We start from the raw sequence: 17177 nt of genomic DNA on the forward strand, positions 1-17177 counted from the left end.
CCACCCTCTTTCCCTGGAGATTCCCTGGAAGTAATGGTTCGGGTTTCCTTCGAGTCTGCCCGACCCGGCGGAGGTTAACGGCCGGAACTCGATCTTCGGCGTGGCGTATCTCGACTTCACTCTCCGACAGGGCTTATTACGCACGGTAATTCTCTGAAATGCGCACCTTGTCGGCATATGTGAATCTGGTCGCGTCCTGGCCCCCAGATCCCCCTCAGGAGGAAGATCACCATGGCCAAGAACAAGAACCGTAAGCAGGGCGGCGAACAGAACCGCGCTTCGGCCGCGGAGCAGGCGCAGGAGCAGGCCAAGTCGTCCGCGGAGCAGGCCGAGTCGAGGATGAAGGACGCCGTGCAGTCGCAGGGCAGCCCGGCCGAGGTCGCCCGCAAGCACCAGCGTCGCTTCGGCCACAACTGACGCCCACGCAGGCGTATATGCGTGAAGGGGCGCACCCGGACTTCCGGGTGCGCCCCTTCTCATGCGCCGACGTGTCCGGCGGGGCCTACCCGGCCAGGCAGGACGGGCCGAGCAGCACCTTCAGGTCACCGAAAAGGGCGGGATCCGGCTGCACCCGGTGGCGGTCGAGCCGCAGCACCGTCGTCTTCTGCGCGCCCTGGAGCTTGATCCGCACCTCGCTGTTGCCGCGGTGGTGGCTGAGGATCTCGCCGAGGCGGCTGACCATCGGCGGGGTCACCTTCACCGTCGGGATGGTGATCAGGACGGGCGCGTTTGTCCCCGCGTTCGACAGGTCGGGGACCTGGAGCTCCATCGCGACCAGGCGCGGCACGTCCTCGCGCTTGTCGAGGCGGCCCTTGACGAACACCACGGCGTCCTCGACGAGTTGGGTCGAGACGAGCTGATACGTCGCCGGGAAGAACATGCACTCGATGGAGCCCGCGAGGTCCTCGACGGTCGCGATCGCCCAGGCGTTGCCCTGCTTGGTCATCTTGCGCTGGAGGCCGGAGATGATGCCGCCGATGGTGACGATCGAGCCGTCCGAGTAGTCACCGCCGGTGAGCTGTCCGATGCCCGCGTCGGCCTTGTCGGACAGCACGTGCTCCAGGCCGAACAGCGGGTGGTCGGAGACGTACAGACCGAGCATCTCCCGCTCCTGGGCGAGGAGATACGTCTTCTCCCACTCGTCGGTGGAGAACTCCACGTCGAGCCCGAAGCCCGGCTCGTCCCCGCCGGACTCGTCGCCCATCCCCCCGAAGAGGTCGAACTGCCCTTCCGCTTCCTTGCGCTTGACCTGCACCACGTTGTCGATCATGGGCTCGTACTGCGCGGTCAGGCCCTTGCGGGTGTGCCCCATGGTGTCGAAGGCGCCCGCCTTGATCAGCGACTCCGTGGTGCGCTTGTTGCACGCGGCGGCCTCGACCTTGTCGAGGTAGTCGGGGAAGGAGGCGAACTTCCCCTTGGCCTTGCGCGAGCGGACGATCGACTCGACCACGTTCGTACCGACGTTCCGCACGGCCTCCAGGCCGAAGAGGATCACGTCGTCGCCCTGCGCGGCGAAGTTGTGCACGGACTCGTTCACGTTGGGCGGAAGGACCTTGATGCCCATGCGCCGGCACTCGTTGAGGTAGATCGCCGACTTGTCCTTGTCGTCCTTCACCGAGGTGAGCAGCGCGGCCATGTACTCGGCGGGGTAGTTCGCCTTGAGGTAGGCGGTCCAGTACGTGACGAGGCCGTACGCGGAGGAGTGCGCCTTGTTGAAGGCGTATCCGGCGAAGGGGACCAGGACGTCCCACAGGGCCTGGATCGCGGCGTCCGAGTAGCCGTTCTTCCGGGCGCCCGCCTGGAAGAGGACGAAGTTCTTCTCCAGCTCCTCGGGCTTCTTCTTGCCCATCACGCGGCGCAGGATGTCGGCTTCACCGAGGGAGTACCCGGCGATGATCTGCGCGGCCTTCTGCACCTGCTCCTGGTACACGATGAGGCCGTAGGTCAGACCGAGCGTCTCCTTCAGGGGCTCTTCGAGCTCCGGGTGGATCGGCGTGATCTCCTGGCGGCCGTTCTTGCGCTCCGCGTAGTTGATGTGCGAGTTCATGCCCATCGGGCCCGGCCGGTACAGGGCCGAGACGGCGGAAATGTCCTCGAAGTTGTCGGGCTGCATCTGGCGCAGCAGCGAACGCATCGGGCCGCCGTCGAACTGGAAGACACCGAGCGTGTCACCGCGGCAGAGCAGTTCGAAGGTCTTCGGGTCGTCCAGCGGGAGCGAGAGCATCTCCAGGTCGATGCCCTTGTCGTTCCGCACCATCTTGACGGCGTCGTCCATGATGGTGAGGTTTCGAAGGCCCAGGAAGTCCATCTTGAGCAGGCCGAGCGACTCGCACTGGGGGTAGTCCCACTGCGTGATCGTCACGCCGTCCGTGTGCCGCACCCAGATCGGCGCGTGGTCCACGATCGGCTCGCTGGACATGATGACGCCGGCCGCGTGCACGCCCATCTGCCGGACCAGGCCCTCCACACCCTTCGCGGTGTCGATGACCTTCTTCACGTCCGGTTCGTTCTCGTACATCCCCCGGATCTCGCCCGCCTCGCTGTAGCGAGGGTGCTTGGGGTCCGTGATGCCGGAGAGGTCGATGCCCTTGCCGAGGACGTCGGCGGGCATCGCCTTGGTGAGGCGGTCGCCCATCGCGTACGGATATCCGAGCACGCGCGCGGAGTCCTTGATGGCGTTCTTCGCCTTGATCTTTCCGTACGTGCCGATCATGGCGACCTTGTCGGCGCCGTACTTCTCGGTCACGTACCGGATCACTTCGACGCGCCTGCGCTCGTCGAAGTCGATGTCGACATCGGGCATGGACACGCGCTCGGGGTTGAGGAACCGCTCGAAGATCAGGCCGTGCGTGATGGGGTCGAGGTCGGTGATGCCCATCGCGTACGCGACGATCGAGCCGGCCGCGGAGCCACGGCCCGGGCCCACCGCGATGCCGTTGTTCTTGGCCCACATGATGAAGTCGGCGACCACGAGGAAGTACCCCGGGAACCCCATCTGGATGATGATGTCCATCTCGTACTCGGCCTGCTGCTGCCGGTCCTCGGGGACACCGCCCGGGTAGCGGCGGGCCATGCCGACCCGGACCTCTTCCTGGAACCAGGTGACTTCGGTGAAGCCCTCCGGGATCTCAAACTTGGGCATGAGGTCGCGCTTCTCGAACATGCCGGTGGTGTCGATCTGCTCGGCCACCAGGAGCGTGTTGCGGCAGCCTTCCTGCCAGGCGTCCGAGGAGTCGATGGCGTACATCTCGTCCGTGGACTTCAGGTAGTAGCCGGTGCCGTCGAAGCGGAAGCGGTCCGGGTCCGAGAGGTTCTTGCCGGTCTGGATGCAGAGCAGGGCGTCGTGGGCGACGGACTCGTGCGCGTACGTGTAGTGCGAGTCGTTCGTCACCAGCGGCGGGATGCCGAGCTTCTTGCCGACCCGGAGCAGGTCGTCGCGGACCCGGCGCTCGATGTCGATGCCGTGGTCCATCAACTCCAGGAAGTACCGGTCCTTGCCGAAGATGTCCTGGTACTCGGCGGCAGCCTTCACCGCTTCGTCGAACTGGCCCAGGCGCAGCCGGGTCTGGAGCTCTCCCGAGGGGCAGCCGGTGGAGGCGATCAGGCCCTCCGACCACTGGGAGATCGTCTCCTTGTCCATGCGCGGCCACTTCTGCAGCCAGCCCTCGGCGTACGCGTCCGAGGACAGCCGGAAGAGGTTGTGCAGGCCGGTGCTGTTCGCCGCCCAGATCGTCTTGTGGGTGTAACCACCCGAACCGGACACGTCGTCGCGCTTCTGGTGCGGCTGGCCCCACTTGATCTTCCGCTTGTTACGGCGGGACTCCGGGGCCACATAGGCCTCGATGCCGATGATCGGCGTGACGCCCGCCTTCTGCGCCGAGTGGAAGAAGTCGTACGCCCCGTGGAGGTTGCCGTGGTCGGACATGGCGACGTGCGTCATGCCCATCTCATTACAGGCGTTGAACATGTCCTTGAGCCGCGCGGCACCGTCCAGCAGCGAGTACTGGGTGTGGACGTGGAGGTGCGTAAAGGGCGGCTTGGTCACGGCGGGAGGCCTCCGGGGAACTCTTGGCGACAGGCTGCGGGCAGTCTGGGGGGACAGCGTGGAAGTCTAATCCGGAGCACTGACAAGCGACGGGCACTCGGGGGTACCGTCGTGCGTTGGACTGGTCGGAGCACCTGTCCAAAATGTCATGCACCACCTGGCACCACCCGTTACCTGGAGGCACCCCGCGATGTCGGAACCGCAGCCCACCGCTGAGCAGCGCGGCGAGCAGATCCTCTCCGTCTTCGACACCGCGTTCGGCGAGCTGCTCGCCGCGGACCCCGCCGCGTTCCGGGTCAAGTTCCGGAAGATGGCAGGCTCCGCGTTCGCGTTCTACCGCGGCACGGCCTGCCTCTTCTACGGGGACCTGGAGCGCGAGCAGCACGGCGGGCCCTACCTGGACGAGCGCACGGGGCGGGTGTGGATCCACGGCGACCTGCACGCGGAGAACTTCGGCACGTACATGGACTCCCAGGGCCGCCTGATCTTCAACGTGAACGACTTCGACGAGGCGTACGTGGGCCCCTTCACCTGGGACCTGAAGCGCTTCGCCGCCTCCGTGGCCCTGATCGGTTACACGAAGGCGCTCAGCGACGAGCAGATCACCGACCTGGTGCGGATCTACGCCGCCGCGTACCGCGAGCGGATCCACGACCTGGCGACCGGCGCCAAGAGCGACGAGGTGCCGCCCTTCACCCTGGACACCGCCCAGGGCCCGCTCCTGGACGCGCTGCGCGACGCGCGCTCGCTGACCCGCTTCGGCCTCCTGGACTCCATGACGGAGATCCGCGACTTCGAGCGCCGCTTCGCCCCGGGCGGCGGCTCCATCGAGCTCGACGCCGCCACCCGGTACAAGGTCCTTGCCGCCTTCGACGGCTATCTGGAGACGCTGCCCGAGTCCTCCCTCACCCGCCCCGACTCGTATCGGGTGAAGGACGTCGTCGGACGCCGCGGCATCGGCATCGGCTCCGCGGGCCTGCCCTCGTACAACATCCTTCTGGAGGGCAACAGCGACGCCCTGGAGAACGACGTCGTGATCTACCTCAAGCAGGCGCAGACCCCGGCCGTCTCGCGGCACATCACCGACGGCGCGGTCCGTGGCTACTTCCAGCACGAGGGCCACCGCACGGTCATCTCGCAGCGCGCGCTCCAGGCGCACGCCGACCCGTGGCTCGGCTGGACCGAGCTCGACGGCGCCGGACAGCTGGTCGCCGAGGTCTCTCCGTACGCGGTGGACCTGGACTGGTCGGACATCGACGACTGGGACGAGATCGCCGCGGTCATCGCCGACCTGGGCCGCGCCACCGCCACGATGCACTCCGCGGCGGACGATGAGAGCGGCCACTCGGACCTGGTGCCGTTCTCCACGGAGCGGGCGATCGACGCGGCCATCGCGGCGGACGAAGAGGGCTTCGGGGACCTGCTCGTGGACTTCGCGCACGAGTACGGCGCGCGCGCCCGCAGGGACCACCAGATCTTCGTCGACCTGTTCCGTAACGGCCGGATTCCGGGTCTGTAGACACGAGGACGACGCCGTGTAACTCAGCCGTGTAACTCATAGGCACCCTTTAGGGCTGCCTTATGGGAGCACATGGCACACTCGGCTGCGCGATGGACATATCCGGGACCCAGCTCAGAGCCGTGCGCGCGGCGCTCTTCACGACGCTCGTCGTGACACTCTCCGCCGCGTCGCACGTGCTGCTGTCCCGCGCCCCGCTGCCGCTGACCACCGTCGCCGTGATCGCGGCCGCCGTCTTCGTCATCGCGTACGCCCTGGCGGGGCGCGAGCGTGGCTTCGGCCGCATCGCCGCCCTGCTGATCCCCCTTGAGCTGGCCGCCGACACGGTGTTCACCACGGGGCAGCACGTCTGTTACGGCGAGGCGGGCGGTCCCGTCGCGGGCCCGCTGCGCTCCGTCGGCTTCGACGTGCTGTGCGGCGGCGCGAGCGTCGGCACCCCGCTGGCCCAGATGACCGGCGGTGACGGACACCGTGCCGCCGTGCTGCTCGCCGACGCCGATCCGGGCGCCGCCTGGCTGCTGCTCGGCGCACACATCGCGGTCGGCCTGATCGCGGCGGCCTGGCTGCGGCGCGGCGAACGCGCCCTGGCCCAGGTCCTGCGCGCGGTGGCCGCCTCCACCTTCCGGCCGCTGCTCATCGCGGTCGCCGCGGTGAGCATCCGCCTCCGGCCCGCCCGGCGCGCCCCGCGCCCCGCGCACCGGGTGCGGACCGCGCGTACGCGGCTTCTCGTGCATTTCGTGGGACGGCGTGGACCGCCGAGCTCGGCCGTCTTCGCCTGAGCCGTGCTCGGCCGTCTTCGCCCGAGCACCACCGTCCCCACGCATGTCACCCCTACGGAGAACATCATCATGAGCAAGCGCAACAGCCAGGCGGCCAAGTCGGCGGCCCGCGAGCGGATCCGCGCCCAGCAGGAAGCCGAGCGCAAGCGGCAGAAGCGGAAGCGGACCATGGTCGTCGGCGTCTCCGTCGTCGCGGTCCTGGCGATCGCGGGCGGCGTCGGCTACGCCGTCATGCAGGCCAACAAGCCCGGCCACTGGGAAGCCGCCAAGGACGAGAAGCTGGTCAAGCCGGCGAACTCCGCGGGCACGGACGGCACGACCGTCGTCATCGGCAAGGACAGCGCCAAGAAGACCCTCAAGGTCTACGAGGACCCGCGCTGCCCGGTCTGCGCCAGCTTCGAGCAGACCGTGGGCCCGACGGTCGAGAAGGACCTGAAGGACGGCAAGTACAAGATCCAGTTCATCGGTGCCTCGTTCCTTGACCGCAACCTCACGGGTGAGGGCTCCAAGAACGCGCTGAGCGCGATGGGCGCGGCCCTGAACGTGAGCGACCAGGCCTTCCTCGACTACAAGAAGGCCATGTTCTCCAAGGAGAACCACCCCTCCGAGACGGAGGACAAGTTCAAGGACGACGCGTACCTCACCAAGATCGCGAACGAGGTCCCTGAGCTCAAGAAGAGCAAGACCTTCGCGAAGGACGTCAAGGACGGCACGTACGACCGCTGGGCCCTGGAGATGTCGAAGAAGTTCGACGACAACAAGGACGGCGTCGACGGCACGCCCTCCTTCGTCATGGACGGCAAGAAGCTGACCGGGCCCGACAAGAAGAACGCGCCCTCGACGGTCGAGGACTACAAGAAGGCCATCGACGCGGCACTGAAGGGCTGAACCGGCACTAGAGCCGTGCGCTGAGCGGCACTTGGCGAAAGAGCGGGCGAATGTTTCATAATTCGCCCGCTCTTGGCGATTACTGATCAGTAAGGTAATCGCTCGTGACCAGTCGAAACAGCGCACACAGACCGCTCAACTCCCCGGCCCCGAGCCGCCGTACGGCTCTCAAGGCCGCTGCCGCCACCACGGCCCTCGCGCCGCTCGCCGCGGCTCCCCTCGCCCACGCCGCCGAAGGGCCCGCGTTCCACCACGGAGTCGCATCCGGCGACCCCCTGCCCGACGGCGTCCTGCTGTGGACCCGCGTGACTCCGATACCCGAGGCCTCGCCCGGCTCGGGCAAGGGGCCCGACACCGAGGTGAAGTGGGAGATGGCCAAGGACAAGGGCTTCACCCAGATCGTCGGCCGAGGCAGCCTGACCGCGCGGGCCACGACCGACCACACGGTCAAGGCCGACGTAAGGGGCTTGAGCCCTGCCACCACCTATTACTTCCGCTTCTCCGCGGGTGACACGCACTCCCCCGTGGGCCGCACCCGCACCACCCCCGCACACGAAGCGGCGGCCCCCGGCGTCCGGTTCGGCGTGGTGTCCTGCGCCAACTGGGAGGCCGGCTACTTCTCCGCGTACCGCCATCTCGCGGCCCGCACCGAACTCGACGCGGTACTCCACATCGGCGACTACATCTACGAGTACCAGAGCGGCGAATATCCGGCCGCCGAGTACGGAGTACGTCAGCACGAGCCGCGGCACGAGATCGTCAGCCTCGCCGACTACCGCACGCGGCACGGCGCCCACAAGACCGACCCGGACGCCCAGGCGATGCACGCGGCGCACCCCCTCATCGCGATCTGGGACGACCACGAGTTCGCCGACAACACCTGGTCGGGCGGCGCCGTGAACCACTCCCCCGAGACCGAGGGCGACTGGGCACAGCGCATGGCAGCCGCCAAGCAGGCGTACTTCGAGTGGATGCCCGTACGCCCTTCTACTGAAGGGACCGTCTACCGCCGCCTGCGCTTCGGCAAGCTGGCCGATCTGCACCTGCTCGACCTGCGCTCCTTCCGCTCCGAGCAGGCGGGATTCGGCAGCGGTGACGTGGACGACCCGGACCGTACGATCACGGGCCGCGCCCAGCTCGACTGGCTGAAGGCGGGCCTCGCCTCGTCCGACGCCTCCTGGAAGCTGGTCGGCACCTCGGTGATGATCTCGCCGGTCGCCTTCGGTTCCGTGCCGGCCCATCTCCTGGAACCCATCGCGGAGTTGCTCGGCCTGCCCAAGGAAGGCCTCGCCGTCAACGGCGACCAGTGGGACGGCTACACCGACGACCGCAAGGAGCTCATCTCCCACCTGGTCGACAAGGCCATCCGGAACACGGTCTTCCTCACCGGGGACATCCACATGGCGTGGGCGAACGACGTACCGGTCAGGGCCGCCACGTACCCCGGATCGCCCTCCGCGGCCACGGAGTTCGTGGTCACGTCCGTGACCTCCGACAACGTGGACGACATGCTGCACGTCGCCCCGCACACCCTCTCGCTGGTCGCGGTGGGCGCGGTGAAGGCGGCCAACCGCCATGTGAAGTGGCTGGACATGGACTCGCACGGGTACGGCGTCCTCGACGTCACCGCCGAGGGCTCGCAGATGGACTACTACGTCCTGTCCGACCGCAAGGACCCCAAGGCGACGTCCAAGTGGGCCCGTTCGTACCGCACGCTCAGCGGCACCCAGCGGGTCGAGCGGGCGTACTCGCCGGTGCGCTGACCGGGGCACATCCGGCGCTGTCGAAGCCGCCCTCTACTCTGACGGCATGAGTGACCCGGGGGATGTGGTGGACGGCCGTTTCGAGCTCATCGAGCGGCTCGGCAGCGGAGGCATGGGCACGGTGTGGCGGGCGCGCGACACCGTGCTGCACCGAGAGGTGGCCGTCAAAGAAGTGCGCCCCGCGGGGCACGAGCTCACGGACGAGCAGTCGCGCGTCCTGCGGGAGCGGGTGCTGCGCGAGGCCAGGGCGCTGGCCCGCCTCAACCACCCCCACGTGGTGACGATCCACCACATCGTGGACACGGGCCCGCACCCCTGGCTGGTGATGGAGCTGCTGCCGGGGCGCACGCTCCAAGATCTCCTGGAGCAGGGGACATTGCCGCCGGAGGAGGCCGCGCGCATCGGCCGCCAGCTGCTCTCGGCGCTGCGCGTCGCCCACGCGGCGGGCATCCTGCACCGGGATGTGAAGCCCGCGAACATCCTGCTGCGGGAGGAGGCCCCCGGCACCGGCGTCTCCGTGGTCCTCACCGACTTCGGCATCGCCTCGCTCCAGGGCTCCACGCAGCTCACCGCGACCGGCGATCTGATCGGCTCGCCCGAGTACATCGCGCCCGAGCGCATCCGCGGCAAGCACCAGGGCCCGGCGTCCGACCTCTGGTCACTCGGCGTCGTCCTCTACGTAGCCGCGGAGGGCGTCAGCCCGCTGCGGCGCGCCACGACCCTCGCCACACTCGCCGCCGTGCTCGACGACCCGGTGCCGCCGCCCGTGCGCTCGGGGGCGCTCACCCCGGCCCTGATCGCCCTGCTGGTGCGGGACCCGGCGCTGCGCCCGGACGCGGAACGCCTCGACGCGATGCTCGCCGCGGTGGCGAACGGCGTCACCCGGCAGCCCACGCTGGTCTCGGAGCGGTCTGCGCTCCCGGTGGGTCCGCCGCCCGCCGAGCCCCGAAGACGTACGCCTGTGCTCGTCGCGTCGGTCGCGGTGACGCTCGCCCTGGTGGCCGGTGCCGCACTGGTGCTCGCGCTGCAGGACGGGTCGAAGGCGGACAAGGCCCAGGGCAGGAACGGGGCGGGCGCCTCCGCACAGGCTTCGCCCAAGGCGTCGCCGAAGCCCGCTGAGACGCCCGGGCGCCCGGAGTCCTCCCCCGGCGCCCCGCCCGCGTCGGGCAGCTGGATCGCCCAGCTCTTCTCCGAGCCCGTCGGCTCCGGCACGGACGCCCGCGACCGCCGGCTCGCGGCCGTGCGCGAGGACGTGCCGGAGGCGCAGTACCTGCGCAGCGACGACTACGCCTCGCTGCGGCCGGGCTTCTGGGTGATCTACGCCCCCGGGCCCTTCGCGGACGGCCGGGCCGCCCTGCGGTTCTGCGAGGAGCGCGGCAGGACCACCGACAAGGACTGCGCCGGACGGTATCTCAGCTCCAGCGACGCCGACTTCGGCGTGATGTGCAAACCGCCCGCCGACGCCCCGGTGGGCCGCTGCACGCGCGCGTGAACGGCCGCGCTCGCCGCTACAGCGTCTCCAGGAAGCCGATCGCCGTCCGCCAGGTCGCCTCCGCCGCCTCGGCGTCGTAGTCGTCCAGGTCGGGGTCGGTGTAGAGGTGGCCCGCCCCCGCGTAGCGGTAGACCTCGACGTCGGCGCCCGCGCGCCCCATCTGGAGGTACCACGCGCTCAGCCAGTCGTCCGTCTCGAACGGGTCGGGCTCGGCGACGTGCAGCTGCACCGGCAGCTCGTCCACCGTCGTGTTCTCCGCGATGTCGGACGTGCCGTGCAGGAGCAGCAGCCCGCGCGCCTTGTCGTCGCCGAGGGCGAGGGTCTGCGCGGTGGCGGCGCCGAGCGAGAACCCGGCGTAGACGAGACCACGCTCGGAGTACGGCGCGGAGGCCAGAATCGCCCGCTTCAGGAGCTCGTCCTTGCCGAGCTCGTCCTTGAAGGCCATGCCTTCCTCGACGGTGTCGAAGGTGCGCCCGTCGAAGAGGTCGGGCGTCCACACCTCGTGTCCCTCCGCGCGCAGCCGGTCGGCCGCCGCGTGCACCGCGGGCCGCAGCCCGTACGTCGAGTGGAAAAGCATGATGTTCATGAGGCCATCGTGCCACCTACCCTCGGGGGCATGGAGAACGTACTGCGTCCGTTGATCGTGGTCGGCGGCTCGGTCGTGCTCACGCTGGCCGTGGTTTGGCTGGCCGATGTGCTGCTGCGCCGGGCCGACGACCGTCACCCCGACACCCCACTGTGGGGTCTGCTGCGCCGCTGCCGGCTGCCCCTGCAACTTTCCCTGTGCGCCGCCCTGTTGCGCGGCTCCTTCGAACAAGCGGAGATCGGCAAGGACCATGCGGCGGGTATCGCGCAGATCCTGACCCTGGTGCTCATCGGGTCGGTGGCCTGGCTCCTCGTCCGCATCGCGACCGCCGTCGTCGAGGCCACCTACTCCCAATACGCCAACGCCCATCGCGATCCTGCCCGCGTCCGAAGGGTGCGTACGCAGGTCACCCTCATCCAGCGGGTGGTCACCGCGATCGTCGGTGTCGTGGCCGTCGGAGCGATGCTCCTGACGTTCCCCGCCATGCAGGCGGCCGGGACGTCCCTGCTCGCGTCGGCGGGCGTACTCGGCATCGTCGCGGGCGTCGCCGCCCAGTCCACGCTGGCGAATCTCTTCGCCGGGCTGCAGATCGCCTTCGGTGACATGGTGCGGATCGGCGACACGGTCGTCGTGGACGGCGAGTGGGGCACGATCGACGAGATCACTCTGACCTTCCTTGCCGTACGGACCTGGGACGAGCGCCGGATCACGATGCCGGTGTCGTACTTCGTGTCGAAGCCCTTCGAGAACTGGTCGCGCGGCGGCGCCCAGATGACCGGCACGGTCTTCTTCCAGCTGGACCACTCGGCGCCCATCACCGAGATGCGCGAGAAGCTCCAGGACATCCTGCGCGAGTGCGCCGCCTGGGACGGCAGGGACTGGGGCCTCGCGGTCACGGACACGACGCCGAACACGATCCAGGTGCGTGCCCTGGTCACCGCCAAGGACGCCGACGACATCTGGACGGTGCGGGTCACGGTGCGCGAGCACCTGGTCCGCTGGCTGACCGAGCATCACGCGTACGCGCTGCCGAAGGTCAGCACGGCCTGGGCCGAACCGCCGCCGGACGGCGACCATCCGCATCCGCCCCCGCCGATCGTGCCGCGCACGGGCCGGGGCTGAGCCTGCCCCGGGAGGCGGCCCGCCTCAGGACCGCAGGCTGCGTACGTCGAGTTGGTGCAGGACCCGGTCGACGATCTCCGGATCGGCGCCGGGTTCGCTGCGCGCGGCGAGGATCTCGTGGCGGGCGGCCGACATCATGTCGCGCTGGATGCGCTGGACCGCCTTGAGACGGTCGGCGCGCTTGGAGTACCGCTCGCGCCGTTCGTCGTCGACGATGTCGGGGCTGATCCTGGCCCCGATGTCGAAGGCCCCGCGCAGCAGCCGCTCCGAGAGATCCTCCGGCAGCTCCTCGACCTCTTCGATCTCCTTGAGGCGGCGCTTGGCCGCCTTGGCCGCCCGGATGGCGAGGTCACGCTCGACGGCCCGCTCGGCGTCGGTGTCCGCCTTCACCCCGAGCTTCTTCACCAGCCAGGGCAGGGTGAGCCCCTGGACGACGAGGGTGGCCATGATCACGCAGAAGGCGATGAAGATGATCTCGTCGCGGGCCGGGAAGGGATCGCCGTTCTCCGTCTTGAGCGGAATGGCCAGGGCGAGGGCGACCGATGCCACACCGCGCATCCCGGACCACCACATGACGACGGTCTCGCGCCAGGTCGTCGGGATGTCCTCGTCGTAGTCCCGCAGCTTGTGCAGCCGCTTGGCGAGCCAGGTCGCGGGCAGCAGCCACAGCAGTCGTACGCCGACGACGACCGCGACGACCGCCGCGCCCCAACCGATCATCTGCAGCTCGCGGCCGTTCGCCGTGCCGAAGACGTTGTGCAGTTCGAGACCGATGAGCCCGAAGGCGACACCGGTGACCAGGGTGTCGACGATCTGCCAGAACGTCTGCCCGGTGATCCGGCCGAGCACGTCGTCGGCGTCGGCGCCGTGCTCCGCCAGATAGAGCGCGGTGGTCAGTACGGCGAGCACGCCGGAGCCAAGCAGTTCCTCGGCGAGCACGTAGCTCACGAAAGGCACGAGCAGCGTCAGGCCGGTCTGCAGGGTGGCCTCACCGAGCAGCCCCATGAGCTTGTTGGTGAGCCAGCCGAGCGCGAACCCCACGGCGACGGCGACCACCCCGGAGAGCACCAGCTGCCCCACCGCCGACGGCCATGAGAACGTCCCGCTGATCGCCGCCGCGATCGCCACGTGGTAGAGCACGATCGCCGTGACGTCGTTGAAGAGCCCCTCCCCCTCCAGGATCGACACGAGCCGCCGCGGCAGCCCGAGCGACCCCGCGACGGCGGTCGCCGCGACCGGGTCGGGCGGCGCCACGAGCGCGCCGAGCGCCACGGCCGCGGCGATCGGAAGCCCGGGGACGACCGAGTTGGCGATCGCGGCGACCGCTGCCGTGGTCACGAAGACGAGGGCTACGGCGAGCAGGAAGATGGGTCGTCTGTTGGCCGTGAACTGCCGCCAGGAGGTGCGCTGGACGGCCGCGTACAGCAAGGGCGGAAGGACCAGCGGAAGGATGTAGTCGGGCGGGATCTCGACGTTCGGTACCCAGCTGACGAAGGCGAGCACGATCCCGGCCAGCGTCATGAGGACGGGCGCGGGCAGCCCGAGCCGCTCCCCCAGCGGCACCGTCACCACGGCACCGAGCAACAGAATGAGCAGCAGCGCCAGCTGGTCCACGGTGCGCCCTCCGGCGGTTTCGAGGCGGTTCGAGGCGGTCCGAGACGATTCGAGCCTCGAACGATCAAGACCTCAACCCTGCCACGCGTTCCCCCCGAACCGGGCCAATGCCGGTGGCGGCGCTAGGCCAGCGCCTTCCTCATCGCCCGGTGCGGAATCCCCGCGTCCGGGAACTCGGGGCCGTAGACCTCGTATCCCAGCCGTTCGTAGAAACCCAGGGCGTGCGTCTGCGCGTGCAGGTCGACCGCGGTGAGGCCACGCGCGCGTGCCGCGTCCTCGATCGCCCGCACCAGAGCCGCTCCGACACCGAGTCCGCGGGCGGCCCGCGTCACCGCGAGGCGGCCGAGCGCGCCCACCTCGGCGTCGCCGCCGTTCTTGGCCGCGGCCGCCGCGCCGGTGAGCAGACGGCCCGTGCCCAGCGCAAACCCATCCTCGCGGACAGCGATGACGTGCACCGCTTCGGCGTCGTACGCGTCGTACTCGAGGTCCTCGGGGACCTGCTGTTCCACGACGAAGACTTCCTTGCGGACCGCGAAGCAGGCCTCCAGGTCGTCGGGCTCGACCGCGACCCGGCAGATGACCCCGGTGCTCATGAGCTCTCTGCCCGGACCCGGTCGAGCGCCTGCTGGAGGTCGTCCGGATACGTGCTCTCGAACTCCACCCACTGGCCGTCGCCGGGGTGCTCGAAGCCGAGCCGCACCGCGTGCAGCCACTGGCGCGTGAGGCCGAGCCGCTTGCCGAGCGTGGGGTCCGCGCCGTACGTCAGGTCGCCCACGCACGGGTGGCGGTGGGCCGCCATGTGCACGCGGATCTGGTGCGTGCGCCCGGTCTCCAGCTTGATGTCGAGCAGCGAGGCCGCCCGGAACGCCTCGATGAGGTCGTAGTGCGTGACGGAGGGCTTGCCCTCGGCCGTGACCGCCCACTTGTAGTCGTGGTTCGGGTGGCGGCCGATGGGGGCGTCGATCGTGCCGCTCATCGGGTCGGGGTGGCCCTGCACAAGGGCGTTGTAGCGCTTGTCGACCGTGCGCTCCTTGAACTGGCGCTTCAAGGAGGTGTACGCGCGCTCCGACTTGGCGACCACCATCAGGCCGGAGGTGCCCACGTCGAGGCGGTGCACGATGCCCTGGCGCTCGGCGGCGCCGGAGGTCGAGATGCGATACCCGGCGGCCGCGAGGCCGCCGATCACCGTGGTGCCGGTCCAGCCGGGGCTCGGATGCGCGGCCACGCCCACCGGCTTGACGATCACGAGGATGTCGTCGTCGTCATGGATGATCTCCATGCCCTCGACGGGCTCGGCGACGATCTGCACCGGAGCGGGCGCCTGCGGCATCTCCACCTCCAGCCAGGCGCCGCCGTGCACACGCTCGGACTTGCCGACCACGCTGCCGTCGACCATCACCTTGCCTGCCGCCGCCAGCTCGGCGGCCTTCGTGCGGGAAAAACCGAACATGCGAGAGATGGCGGCGTCGACGCGCTCGCCCTCCAGGCCGTCCGGCACGGGCAGGGTACGGATCTCGGGAATCGTGCTCACCCATTGAGTATGCAGGAGCGCACTGACACTCCCGCACCGCCGGACCCCTCAGGACCCCGCCGGACCCCTCACGCACCCCCAGGAGATCAGTCCTTGTGGACGGTCCCGTCCGGGTCCAGGCCGCGGAAGGACAGGATCACGATCAGGAAGCCACCGCACACGATCGCCGAGTCCGCGAGGTTGAACACCGCGAAGCCCTTCGGCGCGATGAAGTCGACCACCGCTCCCTCGAACACACCGGGGGCACGGAAGATCCGGTCGGTGAGGTTCCCCAGGGCGCCGCCGAGCAGCATGCCGAGGGCGATCGCCCACGGCAGGCTGTAGAGCTTGCGGGCGAGGCGGGCGATCACCACGATCACGGCCGCCGCGATGCAGGTGAAGATCACGGTGAAGGCCTCACCGATCCCGAAGGCGGCGCCCGCGTTCCGGATGGCGTTGAACTGGAGCCAGTCCCCGATGATCTCGATCGGCTCGTGGTGCTCGAGCTTCGCGACAACGATCATCTTGCTGACGAGGTCCAGGGCATACGCCAGCACGGCCACCGCGAACAGGACGAGGATCTTGCGCTTGCCCTTGCCCGGCTTCTCGTCCGGCGAGGCCGTCTCGTCCCCTGCCTCGTCCCGCCCAGCAGCCTCAGGGATATCCGGCGTACCGATGATGCGCTCCGCCTCTGCCACGTGAGTCCCTCAACCTAGGTACCTGACTGGGGACGAGGGTACGGCACACACGTACGGCACCAGGTGGTCAGGCCGTGTTCAGTAGCGCCGTTCCTGCTTCTGCTTGCAGTCCATGCACAGCGTCGCGCGGGGGAAGGCCTGCATCCGCGCCTTGCCGATGGGATTGCCGCAGTTCTCGCAGATGCCGTACGTCCCGGCGTCCAGCCGCTCCAGGGCGCGCTCGGTCTGGAGGAGCATTTCGCGCGCGTTGGCGGCCAGGGACATCTCATGTTCCCGCGTGATGTTCTTCGTGCCGGTGTCCGCGTCGTCGTCGCCGGCGCCGTCCCCGGAGTCGCGCATCAGACCCGCCAGGGCGTCCTCGGAGGAGGTGATCTCGCTGCCGAGCCGCAGTGCCTCGCTCTGGAGGTCCGCGCGGGCCTCCTCGACCTCCTCCGGGGTCCAGGGGTCCTCGCCGGGGCGGACCGCGAGCTCACCGGGTTCCGCCGCCGCGATGCGCGCCTTGGGCACCGCCGTCGGCTTCTTGGCTGCCGTCGCCGTGCCCGGAGTCTTCTTCGTGACCACTGTCGTGGCTCCCGTCGTCTCCGCGGCCTGAGCCGCACCCTCGGCCACTGTCGCAGCCGTCTTCTTGGCCGTGCTCTTCCTGGCTGTGCTCTTCTTGGCAGCTGTCTTCTTGGCCGCGGGGGCCTTCTTCGCCGCAGGGGCTTTCTTCGCCGCGGGAGCCTTCTTCTTCGCCGGGGAGGACTCCTTGGCCGCGCCCTCCCCTGCACCGGTCGCTGTCTTCTTACCGATGTCGGCGACCTTGGCGACCGCCTTCTTGGCGGCGGCCTTCTTCGTGGCTGCCTTCTTCACCACGGCCTTCTTGGCGGCGGTCTTCTTCGTGGCCGCGCCCGTGGATCTGCCCGACGCCGAATGCTGTACGGCGGTCTTCTTCGCCACCATGGCCGCGGCCCCTTCACATTTTGTGATCTTGCTCGCGCAATCGTGCTGGGACGATAAATCGACTCAGGGTCCGCGGCAACGGGGCACGCCGCCTGATGCGCCCGCCCCACGGGTGCCGCGCGGCGAGCATGCATGCGTTGTGCCCAGCTCCCAGCCGGGTAATCCGCCCGGTGCGACGGGCCAGGACGCGGACGCTCCGCATGTCGCCATTCGGGTCAGTCC

The 17177-nt window shown here is 69.2% G+C and carries 14 protein-coding genes; 7 read left to right on the forward strand and 7 right to left on the reverse strand.

The genetic code is table 11. From position 1 onward, the window contains the following. The first annotated feature begins 231 nt into the window (after positions 1–231). Positions 232–417 (forward strand): hypothetical protein, encoded by a 186-nt coding sequence (locus ACWGI2_RS10360; protein ID WP_249590455.1) that lies wholly within the window; start codon positions 232–234, stop codon positions 415–417. 85 nt (positions 418–502) lie between these two features. Here the strand turns inward: ACWGI2_RS10360 and dnaE are convergent, their stop codons facing one another. Then, the gene (dnaE, locus tag ACWGI2_RS10365; protein ID WP_453395033.1) at positions 503–4045 is read right to left on the reverse strand and encodes a DNA polymerase III subunit alpha; all 3543 of its coding nucleotides are present in this window, start codon (positions 4043–4045) and stop codon (positions 503–505) included. A 190-nt stretch (positions 4046–4235) separates the two neighbouring features. Here dnaE and ACWGI2_RS10370 point away from each other — a divergent pair, with 190 nt between their 5' ends. From ACWGI2_RS10370 to ACWGI2_RS10390, 5 genes are all read left to right on the forward strand, one after another. Then, positions 4236–5564 (forward strand): DUF2252 domain-containing protein, encoded by a 1329-nt coding sequence (locus ACWGI2_RS10370; RefSeq protein WP_453395034.1) that lies wholly within the window; start codon positions 4236–4238, stop codon positions 5562–5564. 92 nt (positions 5565–5656) lie between these two features. Continuing rightward, on the forward strand, positions 5657–6343 hold the full coding sequence (locus ACWGI2_RS10375) for a hypothetical protein (protein ID WP_453694894.1): 687 nt from the start codon (positions 5657–5659) through the stop codon (positions 6341–6343). A 69-nt stretch (positions 6344–6412) separates the two neighbouring features. Further along, entirely contained in the window at positions 6413–7231 is an 819-nt protein-coding gene (locus tag ACWGI2_RS10380; protein ID WP_453694895.1) for a thioredoxin domain-containing protein, read from the forward strand. 104 nt (positions 7232–7335) lie between these two features. Continuing rightward, a complete protein-coding gene (locus ACWGI2_RS10385) occupies positions 7336–8994 on the forward strand; it encodes an alkaline phosphatase D family protein (protein ID WP_453694896.1) in 1659 nt (552 codons plus the stop codon). 46 nt (positions 8995–9040) lie between these two features. Next, entirely contained in the window at positions 9041–10486 is a 1446-nt protein-coding gene (locus ACWGI2_RS10390; protein WP_453694897.1) for a protein kinase domain-containing protein, read from the forward strand. Positions 10487–10502: 16 nt separating this feature from the next. Here ACWGI2_RS10390 and ACWGI2_RS10395 read toward each other — a convergent pair whose 3' ends face one another. Continuing rightward, positions 10503–11072, reverse strand: a complete 570-nt coding sequence (locus tag ACWGI2_RS10395; protein ID WP_453694898.1) for a dienelactone hydrolase family protein — start codon at positions 11070–11072, stop codon at positions 10503–10505. Between the two features lie 30 nt (positions 11073–11102). On the opposite strand from ACWGI2_RS10395, the gene ACWGI2_RS10400 reads away from it, so the two are divergent. Continuing rightward, positions 11103–12194: a mechanosensitive ion channel family protein gene (locus ACWGI2_RS10400; protein WP_453694899.1), complete on the forward strand. Its 1092-nt coding sequence runs from the start codon at positions 11103–11105 to the stop codon at positions 12192–12194. Between the two features lie 24 nt (positions 12195–12218). Here the strand turns inward: ACWGI2_RS10400 and ACWGI2_RS10405 are convergent, their stop codons facing one another. The 5 genes from ACWGI2_RS10405 to ACWGI2_RS10425 all read right to left on the reverse strand — a co-directional run bounded on the left by ACWGI2_RS10405 (position 12219) and on the right by ACWGI2_RS10425 (position 16955). After that, entirely contained in the window at positions 12219–13808 is a 1590-nt protein-coding gene (locus ACWGI2_RS10405) for a Na+/H+ antiporter (protein ID WP_453395041.1), read from the reverse strand. Between the two features lie 122 nt (positions 13809–13930). After that, positions 13931–14401, reverse strand: coding sequence for a GNAT family N-acetyltransferase (locus ACWGI2_RS10410; RefSeq protein WP_453395042.1), 471 nt, complete (start codon positions 14399–14401; stop codon positions 13931–13933). Next, positions 14398–15339: an RluA family pseudouridine synthase gene (locus ACWGI2_RS10415; protein WP_453395043.1), complete on the reverse strand. Its 942-nt coding sequence runs from the start codon at positions 15337–15339 to the stop codon at positions 14398–14400. The genes ACWGI2_RS10410 and ACWGI2_RS10415 overlap by 4 nt, the downstream gene beginning before the upstream one ends. A gap of 86 nt (positions 15340–15425) precedes the next feature. Next, on the reverse strand, positions 15426–16016 hold the full coding sequence (lspA, locus tag ACWGI2_RS10420; protein ID WP_453694900.1) for a signal peptidase II: 591 nt from the start codon (positions 16014–16016) through the stop codon (positions 15426–15428). A gap of 78 nt (positions 16017–16094) precedes the next feature. Then, on the reverse strand, positions 16095–16955 hold the full coding sequence (locus tag ACWGI2_RS10425) for a TraR/DksA family transcriptional regulator (protein WP_453694901.1): 861 nt from the start codon (positions 16953–16955) through the stop codon (positions 16095–16097). Between the last annotated feature and the right edge of the window lie 222 nt (positions 16956–17177).

Source organism: Streptomyces sp. NPDC054866 (assembly GCF_053610745.1).